Below are 17,703 nucleotides of genomic sequence, written 5' to 3' on the forward strand. Positions count from 1 at the left end.
CGGCGCAGCCGCGGGCGTCAGACGCAGCCCCGCCCGGCCACCGACACTGTCCCCTCACATGTCGGTGGCCGGGCGGGGCTGTGCTGTGCCTCAGGCGTCGGAGCGCGGGAAGTTGTACAGACGGCGGGCGTTGAGTTCCACCATCAGGCGGACCTCGTCGTCCGGAACGTCGAGCATGACGTTCTCGAGCAACTTGCGGCTCTGGGGCCAGTTGCTGTCGGAGTGCGGGTAATCGCTCTCGAACATGATGTTCTCCACGCCGATCAGATGGCGCGTGAACACACCGGCCCGGTCGGAGATGAAGCACCCGTAGACGTGGTCCTTGAACAGTTCCGAGGGACGGACGTCCCTGTTGACCTCGTTGTACCAGCGGTGCCGCTCCCACACCGTGTCGATGCGCTCGAGCATGTACGGCATCCAGCCGATCCCGCCCTCGGACAGCGCGACCTTGAGGTTCGGGTGCTTGTGGAAGACGGGCGAGAGCAGCAGTTCCGCGGTCGCGGACATCGAGTTGAGGCCGAACAGCGAGATGGCCACGGTGAAGTTCGTGGTCATCGCCTCCGGTGAGGCCTGCGGGTTACCGCCCGACCCGAAGTGCAGCGAGAGCGGCAGGTCGTGGGCGGCGGCGGCCGCGAGCACCGGGTCCCAGTGGTCGCTGTGCCATGACGGCAGATCGCGCCGGTCGGGCAGTTCCGGGAAGGTCACGCTCTTGGCACCCTTGGCCGCGGTCCGCTCGATCTCGGCCACGGTCTGCTCGACGTTCCAGTACGGCACCATCACCAGCGGAATCTGACGTTCGGGATAGGCCGCGCACCACTCGTCCAGGATGAAGTCGTTGTAGGCCCGGACGCACGCGGCCGCAAGGTCGAGATCCTTCGACCCCGCGAATCCGCTGCCGGCGAATCCGCCCATGTTCGGGAAGCACATCTGGGCCCAGACGCCCTCAAGGTCCATGTCCCGGATGCGGTCGTGGATGTCGTGGCAGCCCGGAAGCATGTCGTCGAAGCTGCGCGGATCGAGCCCGAAGTCCTTGGGATCCTTGCCGGCGACCGCGTTGAGGGCCAGGGTGCCGGCGAGCTCGCCCTCGTAGATCCATACGTCGCTGCCGTCCGGTCGGTGCTCGATCCGGGGGCCGGCCTCCTGGTACTTCTTGGGCAGGCGGTCGGTCCAGACGTTCGGGTGCTCGATGACGTGGTCGTCCACGGAGACGATCTGGGCATCAGGTGGCAGCATGCGGTCCTCCAATTCCAGTCAGCAAGGTGTCGCCCACCTCGCCGGAACTCCGCGATCGCACGCGGAGGCGGCTCAGTCGGTGTCGGTGATCTCGATGCGCGCTCCCCCGGCGTCGACCGGGGCGAGGAGGAGGCTGTGCCGGCCGAACTGCTGGAACCGCACATCCCTTCCCACCAGGAACGTCCGCGCCGCGAGCAGATCCCGCACAGTGAAGGTCAGGCAGAAGATCCGCTCCCCGCGCTCGACGAGGTGGCCACCGGCAAGGTCCGCCCGCGAGCCGGTCGCCGAGCCGACGTACTCGACGGCATGGTCGTCGAACCGCACTCCGTGCCCGGCCATGTTCAGGTGCCGTCGCTCGACGGCGTATGCCTCCCGGCCCACCAGCGCGGCGAGATCGGCCGCGGCCTTCTCCGGCTGTGCCGCGACCACCTTGACGGTCGCGCCGCCCACGAGCCCGAGGGCATGTTCGTCCGACCGGAAGGTGGGTTTGCGGTCCACGAGATCGCGGTCGTGGCTCTCGGCGCGGCGGTCGGTGAGCCCGATCGCCAGGCCGTGCATGTCCTGCGGCCGCACGAAGGCGCGGCCGGCGGCGTCTTCGCCGACCCGGACGCCGTGCTCTCGAAGCGCCGTGACGGCGTCGCCCAGGGAGGACACCTGCCACTGCAGCGATTCCCAGCCGGGGCCGTTGCCGTCGGACCGGAGTGCGACGGCCCCGCCCGGCGTGGTCGGGGCGAACGTCTCGACACCGGTGCGATGGATCAGGACCAGGGCATGCCTGCTGCCCGCCGGCCCGTCCCCCCACCGCCGGAGAACCCGTGCGCCGAAAACGTCCTGCTGCAGATTCAGCTCCGCGTCCAAGGACTGCGCGAACAGGTTCACCTGCCCGAGACGTTCGACCGCGAGAGGCCTCCGCATGGCGGCCCTCCGTCCTCATCGACGATACCGATAACCCTACTGTAACCACCTCGTCGAACCGGGGCAAGGAGTGGGAGCCCTCTGCGTCAACACGCCCGAACTTCGGCCGACAGCACTGCGCACCACCGCTCGAGGGAGCTTCCCGTAATTGATACGGTATGGTGCTCCACAGCCCCTTCGAGGCCCGGAACGGATCAGGTTCCGCTCGACGTCGTCGCCGGAAAGGTCCGAGACGTGGCCCAGACTCCCCCGCCCCGAATCGCCGTCATAGGCGCCGGCCCTTCAGGGTTCTACGCGACCGACCACCTGGTGCGCGCGGGCATGGCCGTCGATCTCTTCGACTGCCTGCCGACCCCCTACGGGCTGGTGCGAGCCGGCGTCGCACCCGACCATCCCAAGATCAAGTCTGTGGCCCGCGTCTTCGAGCGCACGGCCGCACACCCCGCTGTCCGCTTCTTCGGCGGCGTCGAGTTCGGCGAGGCGATCACCCGCGCCGAGATGCTCGAACGGTTCACGGCGGTCGTGTACGCGATGGGCACCGAACTCGACGCACGGCTGGGCATCCCCGGCGAGGACCTGTCCGGATCGCATCCGGCCACGCACTTCGTCTGCTGGTACAACGGCCACCCGGCCCACGCGCACCGGAGGTTCGACCTGGGCGGCGCCCATGCCGTGGTCGTGGGAAACGGCAATGTCGCGCTCGATGTTGCACGCATGCTCGTACTGCCCGAGAAGACCCTTCGCACAACCGACGCCTCTGACCAGGCGATCGACGTGCTCGCCGCCTCATCGCTGCGCCGGGTGAGCGTGCTCGGCCGGCGCGGCCCGGTCCAGTCCGCCTTCAGCACACCGGAGTTGCTGGAGCTGGGCCGGCTCGACGGCGTGGATGTCGTCGTCGATCCGGCCGAGCTCCGGCTCGACCCGCACAGTGCCCGGGAGCTGGCCGCTCACGGGGCCAACTCACCGGCGGCACGGCGGCTGGCGCTGCTCACCGAGTTCTCCCGGCGCCCGGCCTCGCCGGGCAACCGGCGCATCGAACTCCGCTTCCTGCGCTCGCCCGTCGAACTCCTGGGTGATCCTGCCGGCGAGCGTGTGAGCGCGGTCCGCACCGCGCACAACGTGCTGGAAGCCGATCTGGACGGGCGCGTCGTCGCGCGGCCGACCCACCGGCACGAGGTGCAGTCATGCGACCTCGTCATACGCGCGGTCGGTTATCGCGCGCGCCCGGTCGAGGGCCTTCCGCTGGATCCCCGCACCGGCGTCCTGCGCAACGTCGCCGGCCGGCTCGTGGGCCGCGACAGCGTGGCCCTGACCGGTGAATACGTCGTCGGCTGGGCCAAACGCGGGCCTTCGGGGGTGATCGGCACGAACAAGTCGGACGCCGAGAACACCGTCACGGCCCTTCTCGACGACCTGCGCCGGGGACGGCTCAACGGGCGTCCAAGTGCCGCGCCGGACGAGGTGCGGGCATGGATCCGCCGTGGTGTTCCGGCCTCCTTCGGCTGGGACGCGTGGCTGTCGATCGACCGTCACGAGCGGGCGAGCGGCGAACCGCTCGGGCGACCGCGCGTCAAGCTCACCTCGCTCGCGCAGATGCACGCCGTCGTCGACCGGGCGCGCGCCGACGCGGTTTCGGATTCGGCGCGGCTCGCGCCACGAACGTGAGGAGGCAGTCCGTCATGCCGTATGTCATCACCACCAGGTGCGTCGACCTCAAGGATCGCGCGTGTGTGCGCGAGTGTCCGGTCGACTGCATCTACGAGGGCGCCCGAGCCTTGTACGTCAATCCGGAGGAATGCATCGACTGCGGCGCCTGCGCACCGGTGTGCCCGAACGACGCCATCTACTTCGATCAGGAAGTGCCAGGGGCCCTTCAGGCGTCGATCGCCGACAACGCCGCCTTCTTCTCCCTTCCGCTGGTCGACGGGGCGCCGCTCGGCAATCCCGGCGGAGCGCGATCCGTGGGTCCGGTCGGCGCCGACACCCCGCTCGTCGCGGCGCAGCCACCGCAGGTCGGCGCCGGGGCCTGATCCACTCGATATCACCCGGCGCGGGTCCGACACACGCCCGGCCGCCCCCAGGAAAGGACACAGCACATGAAAGCATCCGTCGACTCAGCCAAGTGCACCGGTCACGCGCGCTGCAACGCGGTCGCCCCGCAGGTCTTCACCGTGAACGACGACGGCTACTGCAGCATCGGCACCGACAAGGCGGTGCCCCCGGAGCTGGAGGCCGCGGCGCGCGCCGGGGCCGCCAACTGCCCGGAGCGCGCCATCACGCTCAGCTCCTGAGCACGCAATCACGCGGCCGCCGGCGTCGTCCTTCAGTCGTCGGCGGCCGTGTCGAACGCGGCGATCGCCGCTCGGGCTGCCGAGAGCAGAAGCCCGCCCTCGCTGTCGGACACCATCGAGTCGGCCAGCAGTGCGACGTCCTTGCCGAGCGTCGGCCGGGCCTGGGACCGGGCGACGGCCGCCAGTCCGCCGACACGAGCGTACATTTCGACGCCGAAGCTCCGGCCCGATCCGCCCGCGAGCACCTTTCCGAAGGCCACGGGATCGAGCCCGTGGCCTTCGGCGATCCGGAAGGCGTCCGCCGCGAGGGCGAGGTGCGCGGCAAGCATGGCGTTGTTCAGCAGTTTGGCGTGCTGGCCCGCACCCACGGGTCCCACGTGCACGACCTCGGCGGAGAACGTCCGCAGCAGCGGATCGAAGCGAGCGAACGTGCTCTGCTCGCCGCCGACCATCGTGATGAGTTCGCCCGCCTCCGCGCGGATCCGGCCACCGCTCACCGGGGCGTCCAGCAGGTGCAGACCGTACGTCGCGGCCTCGCGGGCCAGTGCCCGCACCTCGTCGGGCGAGATCGTGCTGTGCACCGCGATCGTCGCGCCGGCCGGCATCGCCGGTGCGACACCGGCCGGCCCGAAAAGGACCTCCCATGTGCCGGCCGCGTCGAACAGGCAGGTCCCGAGCAGGTCGACGCCCTCGCCGACGTCGGCGAGGGCGTCGGCCACCCGGGCCGGGCCGGCGCGGAATGGGTCGAGCGTCTCGGGGCGGCGGGCCCACACCGTGCAGTCGACCCCCGCCGCCGCGATGCGCGCGGCGATGGGCGCGCCCTGGTCGCCCAGTCCGACAAAACCGACGCGCATCAGTCCTCCTCCGCGCTGTGCAGCCGGATACCGCTCGATCAGACCTTGAGATGTCCTCCGGCGTCGCAGTTGATGAACTGCCCGGTGATGTAGCGCGACTCGTCCGAGGCCAGAAAGACGATCACCTGGCTGACGTCCGCGGGTTCCACCCACGGCACCGGTATGGCATGCAGCACCGGGAACGCCTCGGTCGCGTCCTCGCGCGTGGGGTGCTCCAGATCCGGCCGGAACGTCTGGTACATGGCCTCGTGGTGCAGCATGTCCGTGTTGCAGTTGGACGGGTGCACCCCGTTGAGGCGAATGGAGTGAGGAGCCAGCACGACGGCGAGGTCGTGGACCAGCGAGACGAGCGTCCGTTTGGCCCAGGTGTAGGCCACGCCGCCTGGCTCCGAGCTCGGGCCGTCCTTGCTCAGGGCGGCGAGGGAACCGGTGACCACCAGCGAGGCACCGGCGCCGAGGTGCGGAATCGCCGCGTTGAGGGTGTTGAGCACGCCGCCGAGATTGACGCCGCTGACGTCCACCCACGCCTGCAGGGGCTGGTCCTTCGCTATCGCGCAGATACCGGCGTTGGCCACCACGACGTCGATCTTGCCGAACTCCGCGACGCCGTCGGCCACCGCCTGCCGCATGGCGGCCTCGTCGCGGACATCGGCCTGGATGGTGAGGATCCGCCGGCCGAGCGCCTCGACCTCCTTCACCGTCTGTCGCTGATCCTCCTGCGTCGCCATCGGGTAGCTGACGGTGTCGAAGGAGGTGAGGTAGTCGACCGCGATGATGTCCGCGCCCTCGCGGGCGAGCTGGACGGCGTGACTGCGTCCCTGCCCGCGTGCGGCACCGGTGATCAGTGCGACCTTGCCCGTAACCCGACCTGTCATGTCGTTTTCTCCTCGCCGGCGGGGCCTCACCTGGACGGTGACGCGCCGTCTTCCTCATGTTGGTGAATTCGTCCGTGACGGTGCCTGCGGGTGCAGTCCGTCGACCATGTCCAGGGCGTCCCCGAATGCCGCCCGTTCCGCGACCAGCGCCCGCAGCCGCGTCACGACGCGGGCGAGACCGAATCCGAGGACGCCGGTCAGCTCGCCGTGGCGGCTGTAGAGGTACAGCGGCCGGTCGCCGCCCGCACCGGTCATCCGTACGGTGATGTCGGCGCCTGCGTCCGGTTCGCCGACGCACTGGATCTTCGTGCCGTACTGGTCGCTCCAGAAGTACGGCACCTCGTCGAGCACCCGGCGCTGGTGCCCGGCGATGCCGCTCGCCACGATCGCCGCCTGCTCGGTCGTGGTGGTCCAGTGCTCGATCCGCCGGTGCCGGCCGGTGCGCGCGTTGACCCAGCGCGCGGCGTCGCCGACGGCGTAGACGTCCTCGTGGGACGTCCGCCCGGACGCGTCGCACACGACGCCGTTGTCGACCGCGATCCCCGAGCCCTCGACCCACTCGGTGTCCGGGACGACGCCGAGGCCGACCACCAACGCGTCGAGCGCGACACTCCTGCCGTCGGAGAGCCGGACCGCGGAAAGGATCTCACCGTCCAGGACGACCTCGTCGATCGTCACCCCGCACCGCAAGTCGACCCCGGCCGCCCGGTGGCGTCTGGCGATCTCGGCTCCGGCTTCCGGACCGAGCGCGTGTGCCAGTGGCGCCGACCGCACCTCTACGAGGGTCACATCGCAGCCCGTCTCCCGGGCACTGGCCGCCACCTCGCACCCGATGAAGCCGGCACCGAGCACGCCGATGCGGCCCCGGCCCGCGACGGTCGCAGCGATGTGGGCGGCGTCCTGTGCGGTGCGCAGGGTCCAGACGTTCGCCGCGGCCCCGGCGGCTTCCCACCGGCGGGCCCGCGCGCCGGTCGCGATGACGAGCACGTCGTAGGGCAGCTCTCCGCCGCCCTGCAGGTGGACTCGGCGAGCCGTGGTATCCACGCCCCTCGCCACGGTGCGCAGCCGCAGATCCAGCCCGAGGGCGTCCAGTTCCTTCGGCTCCCGCAGCAGTGGCGGGTTGGCGCGCGTGCCCTTCAGCACCTCCTTCGACAGCGGCGGCCGGTCGTAGGGCGGCTCGGCCTCCGCGCCGACCACGACGACGGACCCGCCGAAGCCGAGCCTGCGCAGTTCCTCGGCCACGGTCAGACCACCGAGGCCGGCGCCCACGACCACCACCTGTCGCATGTCGGCCATCACGTGCTCCACTCTCCGCGGCACGCCCCGCCGTGGCCGGTGCTCGGTGCGCTCACGTGACCGCACCGAGGAGTTTCAGATCGATGATCTCCTCCTCGGACTTGCCGAGGTCACGCAGTACGTCATCGGTGTGCTCGGCGAACTGCGGAGCCCGTCGGCTCCTCACGGGTGTCTCGTCGAACTGGACCGGGTTGGCGACGAGCTCCCGCTCCACCCCGTCGGCGTCGACGACCTTGGTGATGAAGCCGTTCTCGCGCAGCGCCGGGTCCATGCCGACCTCGTAGGCGTTCTGCACGAGTGCCCACTGTCCCTGCGCGCCCTCCATCCGCCGGCACCACTCGTCGAGGGTGATACCGCCGATGATCTCCGCGACAATGTCACCGCCCTCGGCGCCGTGCTCCAGGACGGCGTCGCCCGCGAAGCGCGGATCGGTCACCAGTTCCGGCCGTCCCATGCGCTCGCAGAACTCGGGCCAGTACCTGGTGGGCTGGAGCATGACCAGCAGCAGCCAGCGGCCGTCGGCTGTGCGGAAGGACCCGGCCAGCGGGTTCGACGACGAGCCGTGCCGCGGCTCCTCCACCTTGGGCAATGGGCCGCCGACGAGCAGGGCCTGGTTGACGGAGTACTGGGTCGCCCAGGCGCCGAGGCCCAGCAGGGACACGTCCACGACCGACGGCTCGCCGGTCACCTTGCGGGCGTACAGCGCGGCCGCGATGCCGCCGGCGATGGTCAGGCCGCCCATCGAGTCGCCGTACGCTCCCGACGGCATCCTGGCCGGCCGGTCGGCGCCACCCGGCGTGACGCCGTCGGCGCTGCCGCCCCTGCCCCAGAACGCCGTGCCGTCGTATCCGCCCTTGCCCGCGTCCTCGCCCCGGGCGCCGAAGCCGGTGCCGCGGACGTAGATGATGTCGGGATTGACCACGCGGACGTCGTCGACGTTGATGCGCAGCTTCTCCCGCGCGCCCGGCAGGAAGTTCGTGACGAACACGTCGGCCGAGCGGATCAGCTCGTCCAGCAGGGCGCGGCCTTCCGGCACCTCCAGAGCGATGCCGACACTGCGCTTGCCCCGGTTCGGGCCCTCCATGATCGGGAAGAAAGATGTCGTCGGCACGACGTCGAGGCCGAGCAGTTTCACCAGGCCACGCTGCGCGTCGCCGCGGACCGCGTGCTCGATCTTGATGACCTCGGCCCCCCACTCGGCGAGGACCCCGCCGGACGCCGGCACGAACGTGTACTGGGCGACCTCGACGATCCGTACGCCTTCCATGGGACGTTTCACAGGTACTCCTTGCTTGTCCGGGGCCTTGCTTGTCCGGTGCTGAACGCGGGGTCTGCGGCGCGACGGTCGAGGACCGCTCAGCCGATGTACCCGACGAGCTTGGTCTCGAGGTAGGTCTCGAACCCCTCGACGCCGTTCTGCCGTCCGATACCGCTGGACTTGTAGCCCCCGTACGGTCCGTCGGCGCCGTACCACATGCCGCCGTTCACCGAGATCGACCCGGTGCGGATGCGGTGCGCGATGGCCATGGCCCGCTCGGGCGAGGCCGAGAAGACTCCGCCGGACAGCCCGTAGCTGCTGTCGTTGGCGATGCGGATCGCGTCCTCGTCGTCGTCGTAGGGGATCACTGCGAGCACTGGGCCGAAGATCTCCTCCTGCGCGATGGTCATGGAGTTGTCGACGTCCACGAAGAGCGTGGGCTCGACGAAGAAGCCCTTGTCGAGGTGGGACGGCCGGCCTCCGCCGACGATCAGCTCGGCGCCCTCGTCGATGCCCTTCCGGATGTACGACATCACCCGGTCGCGCTGCTTAGCGCTCACCTGCGGGCCCTGAATGGTGGCCGGATCGGTCGGATCGCCGTACGGGATGTTCTCCATGACCGCCTTCAGGATCTCGACGCCCTCGGCATACCGCGACCGGGGCAGCAGGACGCGGGTCTGCACCGCGCACCCCTGTCCGGCGTGATAGCAGACGCCTCCGGCGGCCGGCAGCACCTGGGCCAGGTCGGCGTCGTCACAGACGATCATCGCGGACTTGCCGCCGAGTTCGAGGAACACGCGCTTGAGCGTGGCGGCGCCCTTCTCCATGATCCGCTTGCCCGTGACCGTCGAGCCGGTGAACGAGATCAGGTCCACCCGCGGGTCAAGAGTGAGGGCCTCGCCGACCAGGTGGTCGGAGGACGGAACGATGTTCACCACACCGGCGGGGATGTCGGTGTGCTCGGCGATGAGCCGGCCCAGGCGGGTGGCGTTCCAGGGGGTGTCCGGTGCGGGCTTCACGACGACCGTGTTGCCCGTGGCGAGGATCGGGCCGAGCTTGTTGGCGGTCACCTCGAACGGGTAGTTCCACGGGATGATCGCGCCGACGACACCCTGCGGTTCCTTCACCACCTTCCGCTTGCTGGCCACCCCGAAGAGGTTCCCGTCGGGCAGTTGCCGCTCCCATGGGAACTGCTCGATGTGCTCGGCGGGCCAGCGGAGGGCGTCCTCCAGAGGGGAGTCCAACTGCAGCATGGTGACCGCCACCGGGGTGCCGGCCTCGGCGACGAGCTCGGCGCGCATCTGCTCGCGGTCCGACTCCAGGGCCACCTGCAGCTGTTCGAGGCAGCGTCGGCGGAAGGCGTGGTCGGTCGCCCAGTCGGTCTCGTCGAACGCCCGCCGGGCCGCGGCGATGGCCGGTGCCATGTCCTCGTGCCCGGCGTCGGCGACGCTGCCGAGCACTTCCTCGGTCGCGGGGTTGATGTTGTCGAAGAGCTTGCCGGACGCCGCTTCGACGAGCTTGCCGTCGATGAGCATGCGGCGTTCCGGTGTGAACGGACCGACGCTGGTCTCGATCATCTGCGCTACCCCTCCGTGGGTGCGGACATCGCGGTGACGTCACGGTCGGCAACGGCGGGGGCGGCGCTTGACCGTGGGTACGCGGCGGCGGTCCCCGGCAGGGCTCGGCCGACGCCCGGTTCCTGCGGTGACACCGCAGGTCGCAAGGGCACCAGCCCCTCCGTCCACGCTAACGAAAGGCTTTCTGGAAGCCATATCGTATGGCTTCCAGGCAAGGGGTGTCGAGATCCGTGCGCGCCTCAGCTCGGCGCGTGTTCCGTGTTCCGGGTCAGGCGCCGGTCGGGCCGGACGGGCTCAGTTCGTCGACCAGACCCCAGTCCAGGGCGCGTTCGGCGGTGAGCGGGCAGCCGGTCAGCACGAGATGGAGGGTGCGCCAGCGGCCGATGCGGCGCGGAACGCTGACCGTTCCGCCGGCGCCGGGGATCAGGCCCATGCCCAGCTCGGGCAGGCGGAAGACGGCTCCCGGGTCGGCGACGACCCGGGAGGCGAAGGCGGGCAGCTCGATCCCGGCGCCGATGCAGTTGCCGTGGAGGCGGACGGTGACGCGGTCGCGCAGCTTGTGCAGGGGAAGGGCGGCGCCGGCGCGGGTGCGGATCAGATGTGCGGTGTCCAGGTCGCGGGAGACTCCGAATTCGCCGAGGTCGCCGCCGGAGCAGAAGGAGGGCCCGTTGCCGCTCAGGACGACCTCGGTGAGGGTGTCGTCCAGCAGTGCGAGGTCGAGCGCGGCGACGAGAGCGTCGCGCAGTTCCCGGCCATAGGCGTTGTGCCGTTCCGGCCGGTTGAGGGTCACCCGCAGGACGTCCCCGTCCCGGCACACGAGCACGGGATCGGCCGGGGCGGGCGGCGGCGGCCGGTGGGGAGCGCGGGCGGCCTGCCAGCGGGCGAAGCGACGGCCCGCCAGCAGTGTGGAGTAGGCGAGCGACTCGGCGTCGAGGGCCTGTCCTACGGTCAGCCGCGGGCCGGTGTGCAGCAGACGGCCCAGGATGACTGCCGCCTGAGGGCTGTCCGCGGCCGCGCGCACCAGGGTGCGGGCTGTCGCCTCGGGGTCGTCGACGGCCACCAGACGCCGATCGGCGCTGTCGACGGGCACGAGTGTCAGGTCCAGCGCGTCCAGCAGCGGTGGGAAGAGGTGGCCTGTGCCGTCGGTCGTGCGGGTGAGGCCCACCAGCAGACGGTCGCACTCCGCGGCCCGCCGCACCGCCCGGCGCAGCACTGTCTGGTCGGCGGCCGGCCGGTCCAGGTCGACGACGACCAGCGGATCCTCCACGGTCCCGTCCGCACCGAGCAGCTCCGCCTGTGCCGCGCCCGCGGCCAGGTCCTCGACACGCATCATGGTTGGGGCAACCACCTCCCCGTTCTACCATCCGGGCATGGTCACTGGGTCACCGCAGTCAGCAACTGCCGCGGCAGACGCCTGGGCACGCAGCGGAGTGATGTGGCTGACCGGGCACGCCGGCGGGACTCCGCTGGTGCCCATGGGCGAGGCGGCCGGTCTCGCCGCGCGCCTGGCTACGCACATCGGGCGGGCCGGGGTGGAGGCGGGCCGTCCGGTACGGGTGGACGGAGGGCGGCTGCTGGCCGAGCGGGCGGCGCTGACCGGCGCCACTCGCAGGGGGCGGGTCTCGGTGGGCGGCGGGTGCCGGTTGCTGCCCACGGCGGACGGCTGGGCGGCGGTCTCCTGCGTACGCCCGGACGACCCGCTGCTGTGGAGCGCGCTGATCGGGCATGAGCTGGACGAGCGGCTGCCGCGGCGACTGGCCGCCTGGCTCGCCGCGCACAGCACGGCCGAGCTGGAGGAGCGGGTGGCGCTGCTGGGACTTGCGGCCGGGGCGGTACGCGGGTGGCCGGGCGGGGGGCTGGAGGCGGACGCCGTACGCGCACCGCGCCCTGGCCGACCCCGCTCGGTACGCGGCATGCTGGTCGTGGACTTCAGCGCACTGTGGGCCGGTCCGCTGTGCGCGCACCTGCTGGGGCTGGCCGGGGCGGAGGTGGTCAAGGTCGAGGTGCCCTCACGTCCGGACGGGGCGAGGTTCGGCAACCAGGCCTTCTACGACCTGCTGCACGCCGGGCACCGCGCGGTGGCACTGGACCCGGCCGACCGGGCCGGCCGAGCGGCGCTGCACGCGCTGGTGCGCGCCGCGGACGTGGTCGTCGAGGCCTCCCGCCCCCGGGCGCTGGCCCGGTTCGGCCTGGACGCAGCGGCCGAGGTGGAGCGCGGCTGCACCTGGGTGTCGATCACCGCCTACGGCCGGTCCGTGGACCGGGTGGGGTTCGGCGACGACGTGGCCGCGGCAGGCGGCCTGCTGGCCACCGACGACCAGGCAACGCCGGTCTTCTGCGGGGACGCGATCGCCGACCCGCTGACCGGTCTGACGGCCGCCGCGCTGGCGATGTCCGAACCCGAGGGCGGGGGCGGAGTGCTGTGGGAGGTGGCGATGGCCGATGTGGTGGCGGCGACGGTACGCGCGCATACGGCCCCCACGGCGCGCGCGCTGCCCTCCGACGGCGGGGACGGCTGGCAGGTGGACACCGGCGCGGGCCTGGTCCCGGTGGCGGCGCCGGTGGCCCGGACGCCGGCCGGCGCCGCGCCCATGCTGGGCGCGGACACCGGTGCGGTGCTGCGCCGGCTCGGGATCGCCGTACCATGACCGGCCTGCTCATCCGCGGCGCGGAGATCGACGGAGAGCTCCTGGATGTGCGGATCGGACGCGGCCGAGTGCTGGAGACGGGCCACGCCCTGCCGCGCGCGGGCCGTGCGGAGCACGAGCTCCAGGCGCACGGTGGAGCCCTGCTGCCCGGGTTGACGGACCATCACCTGCACCTGTTCGCCACCGCGGCGGACCTCGCCTCCGCCGCATGCGACCCTGCCACGGTCCACGACGCGCAGGGGCTGACGCGGGCCCTGCACCGCGCCGGCCCCGACCGGCACGGCTGGGTCCGGGGGGTGCGCTACCACGAATCCGTGGCGGGCGAGTTGGACGCGTCCCGGCTGGACGCGCTGCGCGGTGACGTGCCGGTGAGGGTGCAGCACCGCAGCGGCGCGCTGTGGATGCTCAACTCCCGTGCTGTCGCGGCCGTCGGCCTGGCCACGGCCGATCACGCCGGGGCGGAACGGGACGCCGACGGCCGCCCGACCGGACGGCTGTGGCGGGCGGACGCCTGGCTGCGCGATCGCCTGCCGCCCGGTGCCCCGCCCTCGCTGGCCGACCTGGGCCGACGACTGGCCGGATACGGCATCACCACGGTCACCGACGCCACGCCCGGCCTGGACGCCGCCACGGTCGCGGCCGTGTCCGAGGCGATGGCCCGCGCAGAACTGCCGCAACGGGTGCACCTGCTCGGCGCACCGCTCACCGGCAGCCCGCCCGGACGGTCCGGTCCGCAAGCCGGCCCGTGGAAGATCGTCATCGCCGACTCGGCGCTGCCCGGCTACGACGAACTCGCCGAAGCCGTCGAGGCGGCGCACCGGACCGGCCGGCCGGTCGCCGTGCACTGCGTGACCCGCGAAGCGATCCTGCTGCTCCTGGCGGTACTGGAGGAAGTGGGTACGCTCCCCGGCGACCGGCTGGAACACGCGTCCCTGACTCCTTGCGAAGTGCTGCCGGCCATACGGCGCCTGGGCCTGCGAGTGGTGACCCAGCCGGGCTTCCTCGCCGACCGCGGCGACGACTACCGCCGCGGCACACCCGCCGACGAGCACGGCGACCTGTACCGCTGCGCGTCGCTGCGTGCGGCCGGGATCCCGGTGGGCCTGTCCAGCGACTCCCCCTACGGGCCCATCGACCCCTGGGCGGTCATGCGCGCCGCCGTGCAGCGGCGCACCGGCTCGGGCACCGTCCTCGGACCCGGCGAACGGCTCACTCCCGCCCAGGCACTGGAGGGCTACCTCTCCACCGCCCGGCGGCCGGGCGACTCGCCGCAGCGGATCCACCCCGGGACGCCCGCCGATCTGGTGCTGCTGCGCGCCCCCATGCCCCAGGCACTGCTCCTCTTGGACGCCGAGCTGGTACGGCTGGTGCTGATCGGCGGTCGCCCCGTGGCCGGCGATGACACCGGACCTGCACAGGACGCGTGAACAGCTGCGCGGTTCACCGGCGCCGTGGGCTTGATCCGCTTTGACGGACATCCGAGATCAGGGGTTCAGCCCCGGGAGGATGTCCATCATGGAGAGCATGGGGAAGAAGAAGCCTCGCCCTCGCCGCTCGTTCACGCCGGAGTTCAAGGCCGAGATCGACCCGGGCGAGCGCTCACTCCTGACCCGGGCCGCCGTCACACCGTTCGAGCAGTTCACGAGCTGACACAGCCGAACCGCACCACTGGGCACGCCCAAGCGACCCCGAGCACACCGACGTAACGACTACGAAAGGCCGTCCGCCGAGAAGTCATGGATCACATTCCGGACCCGGTCCGCGCTGGTGAACGAGACCTCGGCGATCTTCGCTACGGGCATGCCCTGCACGGGTAACAGCACCAGGAGGCTGCCCGGCTCCCGCGGTGACTGCAGCCCTGGGCACCCGAGCCCTCCATGGTGGCGAGGAGGTCGGCGGCCACTCCCTGGGGAATGAAACGGGTGTCGTAGGCAGTGGCCGGGTCGGCTGCCATTGCGCCGCCGTCCGAGCCCATCGGTACCCGCGACATGGACTCCACCCCGCCGCCGATGACCAGCTCGTCCCAGCCCGACCGGATCTTCTGAGCCGATGTGTTCACCGCCTCCAGGCCGGAGGCGCAGAACCTGTTGAGCTGTACCCCGGCCACGCTGTCGGGCAGGCCCGCCACCAGCGCGGCGGTGCGCGCGATGTCCTGGCCCTGCTCCCCGACCGGAGTGACGACACCGAGCACGATGTCCGAGATCCGCTCAGGGTCCAGACCCGGGTTCCGCTTCTGCAGCTCGTCGATCAGTCCGACCACCAGCGACACGGGCTTGGTGGCGTGCAGCGATCCTGTCTTCTTGCCGCGGCCTCGCGGCGTGCGGATCGCGTCGTAGACGAAGGCTTCAGTGGTCACGGTCGGACGGTCCTTCCTCACAGTGCTGTATTCCGGCTGCCGCGACGGCACAACGCGGTCGGCGGACGACACGCTCACTGTTCAGTCGATGCGAATGGTGATGGACATTGCAGGCAGGACAGCTGCCGCTCGGTTCCGACGAGCGGGGTCCGCCCCTTGAAACCGTCCTTGTGTGCGCCTCGACCCCGCACGGGTCCGCCGACGGGACTCCCTCGACCGCCCGGTGTTCGCGGCGCATCACCGCTCCAGCCCCAGCGCCTCGGTCGGGCAGCCGGCGATGGCTTCCTCGACCTGCGCCAGGCAGCCGTCGGGCACCGCGTCCGTGAGCAGGACGAGGTCGCCCGCGTCATTGACCTCGAACACCTCGGGAGCCAACGACTCGCAGATGCCCAGCCCGGTGCATTTGTTCCGATCAACGGTGATCTTCATGGTGGCTCCTGGATGCCGTCCGGTCAGGCGGGGGTGCAGGCCGGGTCCCGCTGCTCGATCCGCCCTAGGGCGGGCTTCGTCATCTCGACACGGGCCGTCGTGCCGCCGTCGGCGTGCTCCTTGGCTGCGTCACCGGCGTTCCAACCATTCGGGGTGCACATCGCGACACGACACCCTCGCCCATCAATCTAATATAGATTAAATAGATGGGATCGTGTCAAGCACCATCCGGGTTGTCGAGGACGGCAGGCACTACGACCTGCCGCGCGGTGTGCGACTGACAGGACTGGCGGGAATCGTGACCGATCCGGCCGAGGTGCTCCGGATCGGGTCCCTGGCGGTCGCCGGTCCGCCCGCGGAGGCACCGACGACCACGACACGTGCGGTCACTTCTCCTCCAGCCGGATGGCCGCGGCGGGGCAGACGGCGGCGGACTCGCGTACCCCGTCGTGGAGTTCGGGCGCGGGGTGCTCGCCGAGGAGGACGGCCATGCCGTCCTCGTCCCGCTGGTCGAAGACCTCCGGAGCGATCAGGACACACTGACCCGAGGCCACACACTTAGGCGCTCTTGGCCTCCAGGGCCTTGGCCGTCGAAAAGTCGGCGTCAACAGGTCAGCGCACCGTGCGCCGCTGGATGGCCGCATCCAACGTCCGGCGGTCAGTCGGACGGCGGCAGCAGTCTCCTCATCAACGCCTCCTCAAGCTCGCGCAGGATGGTGTCGTCATCGACAAAGGAATGCGGCAGGGTGTGCCAGAGGGCGAACTGACCGTGCAGGCCGGTCCACAGCAGGACCCCCAGCGTGTCGGCCTCCTCGCGTTGCTCGGGACAGGCTGCGGCGAGGTACTGGTCAACGGCATCGGTCCACGCGATCAGCACCCGGTCGAGCGGATGCCCGGTGGCGCGCCGGTCCTCCGCCGAAGTCTGCTGCTCCAGGCTGAACATGAGCCGATAGCGGCGGGGATTGTCGACGGCGAACCCGCGGTAGGTGCCCACGATGGCGCGCAGGACACCCCATGCGTCGGCACCGGCCTCGGCGGCCGCGCTTCCGGCCTCGCGCATGGTCGACGCCAGCGCGGCGTACCGGGCATCGAGCACCGTCCGCACCAGGTCGGTCTTGTCGTTGAAGTGCAGGTAGATACTGGGCGCGGCGATGCCCAGCTCGCGGGCGATGCCACGCAGAGACAGGGCGTCCTCGCGACCGGACTCCTCCAGGATGCGGGTCGCCGTGTCCAGGATGTCCTGCCGGAGGCGCTCCCCTTCACCCTGCCGGTAGGGCACACGCCGCCTCTGGGCTGCCGAGTCCACGCTTCCTCCTCCGTACCCCGCCGGTTGCGACCGGGCTTTCATCATCGGCCATCCACGGCTTGCCACCCGTCTGGAACGGGACTCGCCAAAACCACCTAACGGCGTTAGGCTCACCTCGACAACCACCTAACGGCGTTAGTCACCCTAACGCCGTTGGGTCGATGAGAGGAGCCCTCGTGCCCCCTGGCCCCACGCCCGAATTCGTCCTCGCCCGGCCGAGGACCGCACCCCTCGATCCGCCTCCCGCTTACTCCCGCCTGTGTGAGGAGGCACCGATCAGCCGCGTCACCATCTGGGACGGCCGGCGCGGCGCCTGGCTGGTGACCCGCTGGGAGGACGCCCGTGCGGTGCTCGGCCACCCCGCCTTCAGCAGCGACCCCTCACAGCCCGGCTACCCGGACGTGCAGCCGGATCAGCCGCCCCAGCCGCCCGGCTTCTTCGCCAACGTCGACGCACCCGTCCACACCACGATGCGGCGCACGCTCACCCGCGAGTTCATGGTCAAGAAGATCGACGCGTTGCGTCCCACCATCACCTGGCATCACGGGACAGCTGCTGGACGAGATAGCCCGGTCACAGGGGCCGGTGGACCTCGTGGAGCGTTTCGCCCTGCCGCTGCCCTCGCACCCCGCTGAGCGGGGGGACTCGGCAGTAACCGATTGGCC

The 17,703-nt window shown here is 71.1% G+C and carries 19 protein-coding genes and 2 pseudogenes; 7 read left to right on the forward strand and 14 right to left on the reverse strand.

Translation table 11 applies throughout. The features are described 5' to 3' along the window. Window positions 1–90: 90 nt before the first annotated feature. Entirely contained in the window at window positions 91–1,233 is a 1,143-nt protein-coding gene (locus ACQEVY_RS41120; protein ID WP_432955715.1) for an amidohydrolase family protein, read from the reverse strand. A gap of 72 nt (window positions 1,234–1,305) precedes the next feature. Further along, on the reverse strand, window positions 1,306–2,148 hold the full coding sequence (locus ACQEVY_RS41125; protein WP_053744041.1) for a hypothetical protein: 843 nt from the start codon (window positions 2,146–2,148) through the stop codon (window positions 1,306–1,308). A 234-nt stretch (window positions 2,149–2,382) separates the two neighbouring features. Here ACQEVY_RS41125 and ACQEVY_RS41130 point away from each other — a divergent pair, with 234 nt between their 5' ends. The 3 genes from ACQEVY_RS41130 to ACQEVY_RS41140 all read left to right on the forward strand — a co-directional run bounded on the left by ACQEVY_RS41130 (window position 2,383) and on the right by ACQEVY_RS41140 (window position 4,439). Then, a complete protein-coding gene (locus ACQEVY_RS41130; protein WP_334539042.1) occupies window positions 2,383–3,813 on the forward strand; it encodes an FAD-dependent oxidoreductase in 1,431 nt (476 codons plus the stop codon). A 14-nt stretch (window positions 3,814–3,827) separates the two neighbouring features. Continuing rightward, on the forward strand, window positions 3,828–4,178 hold the full coding sequence (fdxA, locus tag ACQEVY_RS41135; protein ID WP_053744040.1) for a ferredoxin: 351 nt from the start codon (window positions 3,828–3,830) through the stop codon (window positions 4,176–4,178). Between the two features lie 66 nt (window positions 4,179–4,244). Next, on the forward strand, window positions 4,245–4,439 hold the full coding sequence (locus tag ACQEVY_RS41140) for a ferredoxin (RefSeq protein WP_432955718.1): 195 nt from the start codon (window positions 4,245–4,247) through the stop codon (window positions 4,437–4,439). A gap of 32 nt (window positions 4,440–4,471) precedes the next feature. Here the strand turns inward: ACQEVY_RS41140 and ACQEVY_RS41145 are convergent, their stop codons facing one another. The 6 genes from ACQEVY_RS41145 to ACQEVY_RS41170 form a co-directional block, all read right to left on the reverse strand. Next, complete coding sequence (locus ACQEVY_RS41145) at window positions 4,472–5,293, reverse strand: NAD(P)-dependent oxidoreductase (RefSeq protein WP_386350843.1); 822 nt, start codon at window positions 5,291–5,293, stop codon at window positions 4,472–4,474. Between the two features lie 38 nt (window positions 5,294–5,331). After that, complete coding sequence (locus tag ACQEVY_RS41150; RefSeq protein WP_053744037.1) at window positions 5,332–6,168, reverse strand: mycofactocin-coupled SDR family oxidoreductase; 837 nt, start codon at window positions 6,166–6,168, stop codon at window positions 5,332–5,334. A gap of 54 nt (window positions 6,169–6,222) precedes the next feature. After that, window positions 6,223–7,464 (reverse strand): NAD(P)/FAD-dependent oxidoreductase, encoded by a 1,242-nt coding sequence (locus ACQEVY_RS41155; protein ID WP_432955720.1) that lies wholly within the window; start codon window positions 7,462–7,464, stop codon window positions 6,223–6,225. A gap of 52 nt (window positions 7,465–7,516) precedes the next feature. Next, window positions 7,517–8,743: a CaiB/BaiF CoA transferase family protein gene (locus ACQEVY_RS41160; RefSeq protein ID WP_053744035.1), complete on the reverse strand. Its 1,227-nt coding sequence runs from the start codon at window positions 8,741–8,743 to the stop codon at window positions 7,517–7,519. A gap of 77 nt (window positions 8,744–8,820) precedes the next feature. After that, on the reverse strand, window positions 8,821–10,299 hold the full coding sequence (locus ACQEVY_RS41165) for an aldehyde dehydrogenase family protein (RefSeq protein ID WP_432955722.1): 1,479 nt from the start codon (window positions 10,297–10,299) through the stop codon (window positions 8,821–8,823). Between the two features lie 268 nt (window positions 10,300–10,567). Next, window positions 10,568–11,632, reverse strand: coding sequence for an enoyl-CoA hydratase/isomerase family protein (locus ACQEVY_RS41170; RefSeq protein ID WP_432955724.1), 1,065 nt, complete (start codon window positions 11,630–11,632; stop codon window positions 10,568–10,570). Window positions 11,633–11,669: 37 nt separating this feature from the next. Between ACQEVY_RS41170 and ACQEVY_RS41175 the strand changes: the two genes are divergently transcribed. The 3 genes from ACQEVY_RS41175 to ACQEVY_RS41185 all read left to right on the forward strand — a co-directional run bounded on the left by ACQEVY_RS41175 (window position 11,670) and on the right by ACQEVY_RS41185 (window position 14,597). Next, window positions 11,670–12,947 (forward strand): CoA transferase, encoded by a 1,278-nt coding sequence (locus ACQEVY_RS41175; protein WP_432955725.1) that lies wholly within the window; start codon window positions 11,670–11,672, stop codon window positions 12,945–12,947. Then, window positions 12,944–14,374, forward strand: a complete 1,431-nt coding sequence (locus ACQEVY_RS41180; RefSeq protein ID WP_432955727.1) for an amidohydrolase family protein — start codon at window positions 12,944–12,946, stop codon at window positions 14,372–14,374. Before ACQEVY_RS41175 ends, ACQEVY_RS41180 begins: the two co-directional genes overlap by 4 nt. Window positions 14,375–14,462: 88 nt before the next feature. Continuing rightward, window positions 14,463–14,597: a hypothetical protein gene (locus ACQEVY_RS41185; protein ID WP_432955728.1), complete on the forward strand. Its 135-nt coding sequence runs from the start codon at window positions 14,463–14,465 to the stop codon at window positions 14,595–14,597. 68 nt (window positions 14,598–14,665) lie between these two features. Here the strand turns inward: ACQEVY_RS41185 and ACQEVY_RS41190 are convergent. The 6 genes and pseudogenes from ACQEVY_RS41190 to ACQEVY_RS41215 form a co-directional block, all read right to left on the reverse strand. Next, window positions 14,666–14,773, reverse strand: a pseudogene (locus tag ACQEVY_RS41190) (helix-turn-helix domain-containing protein); the annotation flags it as partial. Window positions 14,774–14,817: 44 nt separating this feature from the next. After that, a pseudogene (locus ACQEVY_RS41195) lies at window positions 14,818–15,303 on the reverse strand (acetyl-CoA C-acyltransferase); the annotation flags it as partial. Window positions 15,304–15,540: 237 nt separating this feature from the next. Next, window positions 15,541–15,732, reverse strand: coding sequence for a ferredoxin (locus ACQEVY_RS41200; RefSeq protein ID WP_386350822.1), 192 nt, complete (start codon window positions 15,730–15,732; stop codon window positions 15,541–15,543). A gap of 23 nt (window positions 15,733–15,755) precedes the next feature. Beyond that, complete coding sequence (locus ACQEVY_RS41205; protein WP_159049609.1) at window positions 15,756–15,893, reverse strand: hypothetical protein; 138 nt, start codon at window positions 15,891–15,893, stop codon at window positions 15,756–15,758. Window positions 15,894–16,118: 225 nt separating this feature from the next. Continuing rightward, window positions 16,119–16,286, reverse strand: a complete 168-nt coding sequence (locus ACQEVY_RS41210; RefSeq protein WP_229878594.1) for a ferredoxin — start codon at window positions 16,284–16,286, stop codon at window positions 16,119–16,121. 104 nt (window positions 16,287–16,390) lie between these two features. Next, the gene (locus ACQEVY_RS41215; protein ID WP_266928367.1) at window positions 16,391–17,038 is read right to left on the reverse strand and encodes a TetR/AcrR family transcriptional regulator; all 648 of its coding nucleotides are present in this window, start codon (window positions 17,036–17,038) and stop codon (window positions 16,391–16,393) included. A 176-nt stretch (window positions 17,039–17,214) separates the two neighbouring features. On the opposite strand from ACQEVY_RS41215, the gene ACQEVY_RS41220 reads away from it, so the two are divergent. Further along, window positions 17,215–17,673, forward strand: coding sequence for a hypothetical protein (locus ACQEVY_RS41220; protein WP_432955731.1), 459 nt, complete (start codon window positions 17,215–17,217; stop codon window positions 17,671–17,673). The last annotated feature ends 30 nt before the right edge of the window (window positions 17,674–17,703 follow it).

It is taken from the genome of Streptomyces sp. CA-288835 (assembly GCF_050936385.1).
Lineage (GTDB): Bacteria > Actinomycetota > Actinomycetes > Streptomycetales > Streptomycetaceae > Streptomyces.

Coding starts and splice junctions, on each gene's coding strand:
- ACQEVY_RS41120 (WP_432955715.1), bottom strand. CDS start 1,233: ATGCTGCCACCTGATGCCCAGATCGTCTCCGTGGACGACCACGTCATC.
- ACQEVY_RS41185 (WP_432955728.1), top strand. CDS start 14,463: ATGGAGAGCATGGGGAAGAAGAAGCCTCGCCCTCGCCGCTCGTTCACG.
- fdxA (WP_053744040.1), top strand. CDS start 3,828: ATGCCGTATGTCATCACCACCAGGTGCGTCGACCTCAAGGATCGCGCG.
- ACQEVY_RS41205 (WP_159049609.1), bottom strand. CDS start 15,893: ATGTGCACCCCGAATGGTTGGAACGCCGGTGACGCAGCCAAGGAGCAC.
- ACQEVY_RS41175 (WP_432955725.1), top strand. CDS start 11,670: ATGGTCACTGGGTCACCGCAGTCAGCAACTGCCGCGGCAGACGCCTGG.
- ACQEVY_RS41165 (WP_432955722.1), bottom strand. CDS start 10,299: ATGATCGAGACCAGCGTCGGTCCGTTCACACCGGAACGCCGCATGCTC.
- ACQEVY_RS41145 (WP_386350843.1), bottom strand. CDS start 5,293: ATGCGCGTCGGTTTTGTCGGACTGGGCGACCAGGGCGCGCCCATCGCC.
- ACQEVY_RS41125 (WP_053744041.1), bottom strand. CDS start 2,148: ATGCGGAGGCCTCTCGCGGTCGAACGTCTCGGGCAGGTGAACCTGTTC.
- ACQEVY_RS41170 (WP_432955724.1), bottom strand. CDS start 11,632: ATGATGCGTGTCGAGGACCTGGCCGCGGGCGCGGCACAGGCGGAGCTG.
- ACQEVY_RS41180 (WP_432955727.1), top strand. CDS start 12,944: ATGACCGGCCTGCTCATCCGCGGCGCGGAGATCGACGGAGAGCTCCTG.
- ACQEVY_RS41200 (WP_386350822.1), bottom strand. CDS start 15,732: ATGAAGATCACCGTTGATCGGAACAAATGCACCGGGCTGGGCATCTGC.
- ACQEVY_RS41140 (WP_432955718.1), top strand. CDS start 4,245: ATGAAAGCATCCGTCGACTCAGCCAAGTGCACCGGTCACGCGCGCTGC.
- ACQEVY_RS41150 (WP_053744037.1), bottom strand. CDS start 6,168: ATGACAGGTCGGGTTACGGGCAAGGTCGCACTGATCACCGGTGCCGCA.
- ACQEVY_RS41155 (WP_432955720.1), bottom strand. CDS start 7,464: ATGGCCGACATGCGACAGGTGGTGGTCGTGGGCGCCGGCCTCGGTGGT.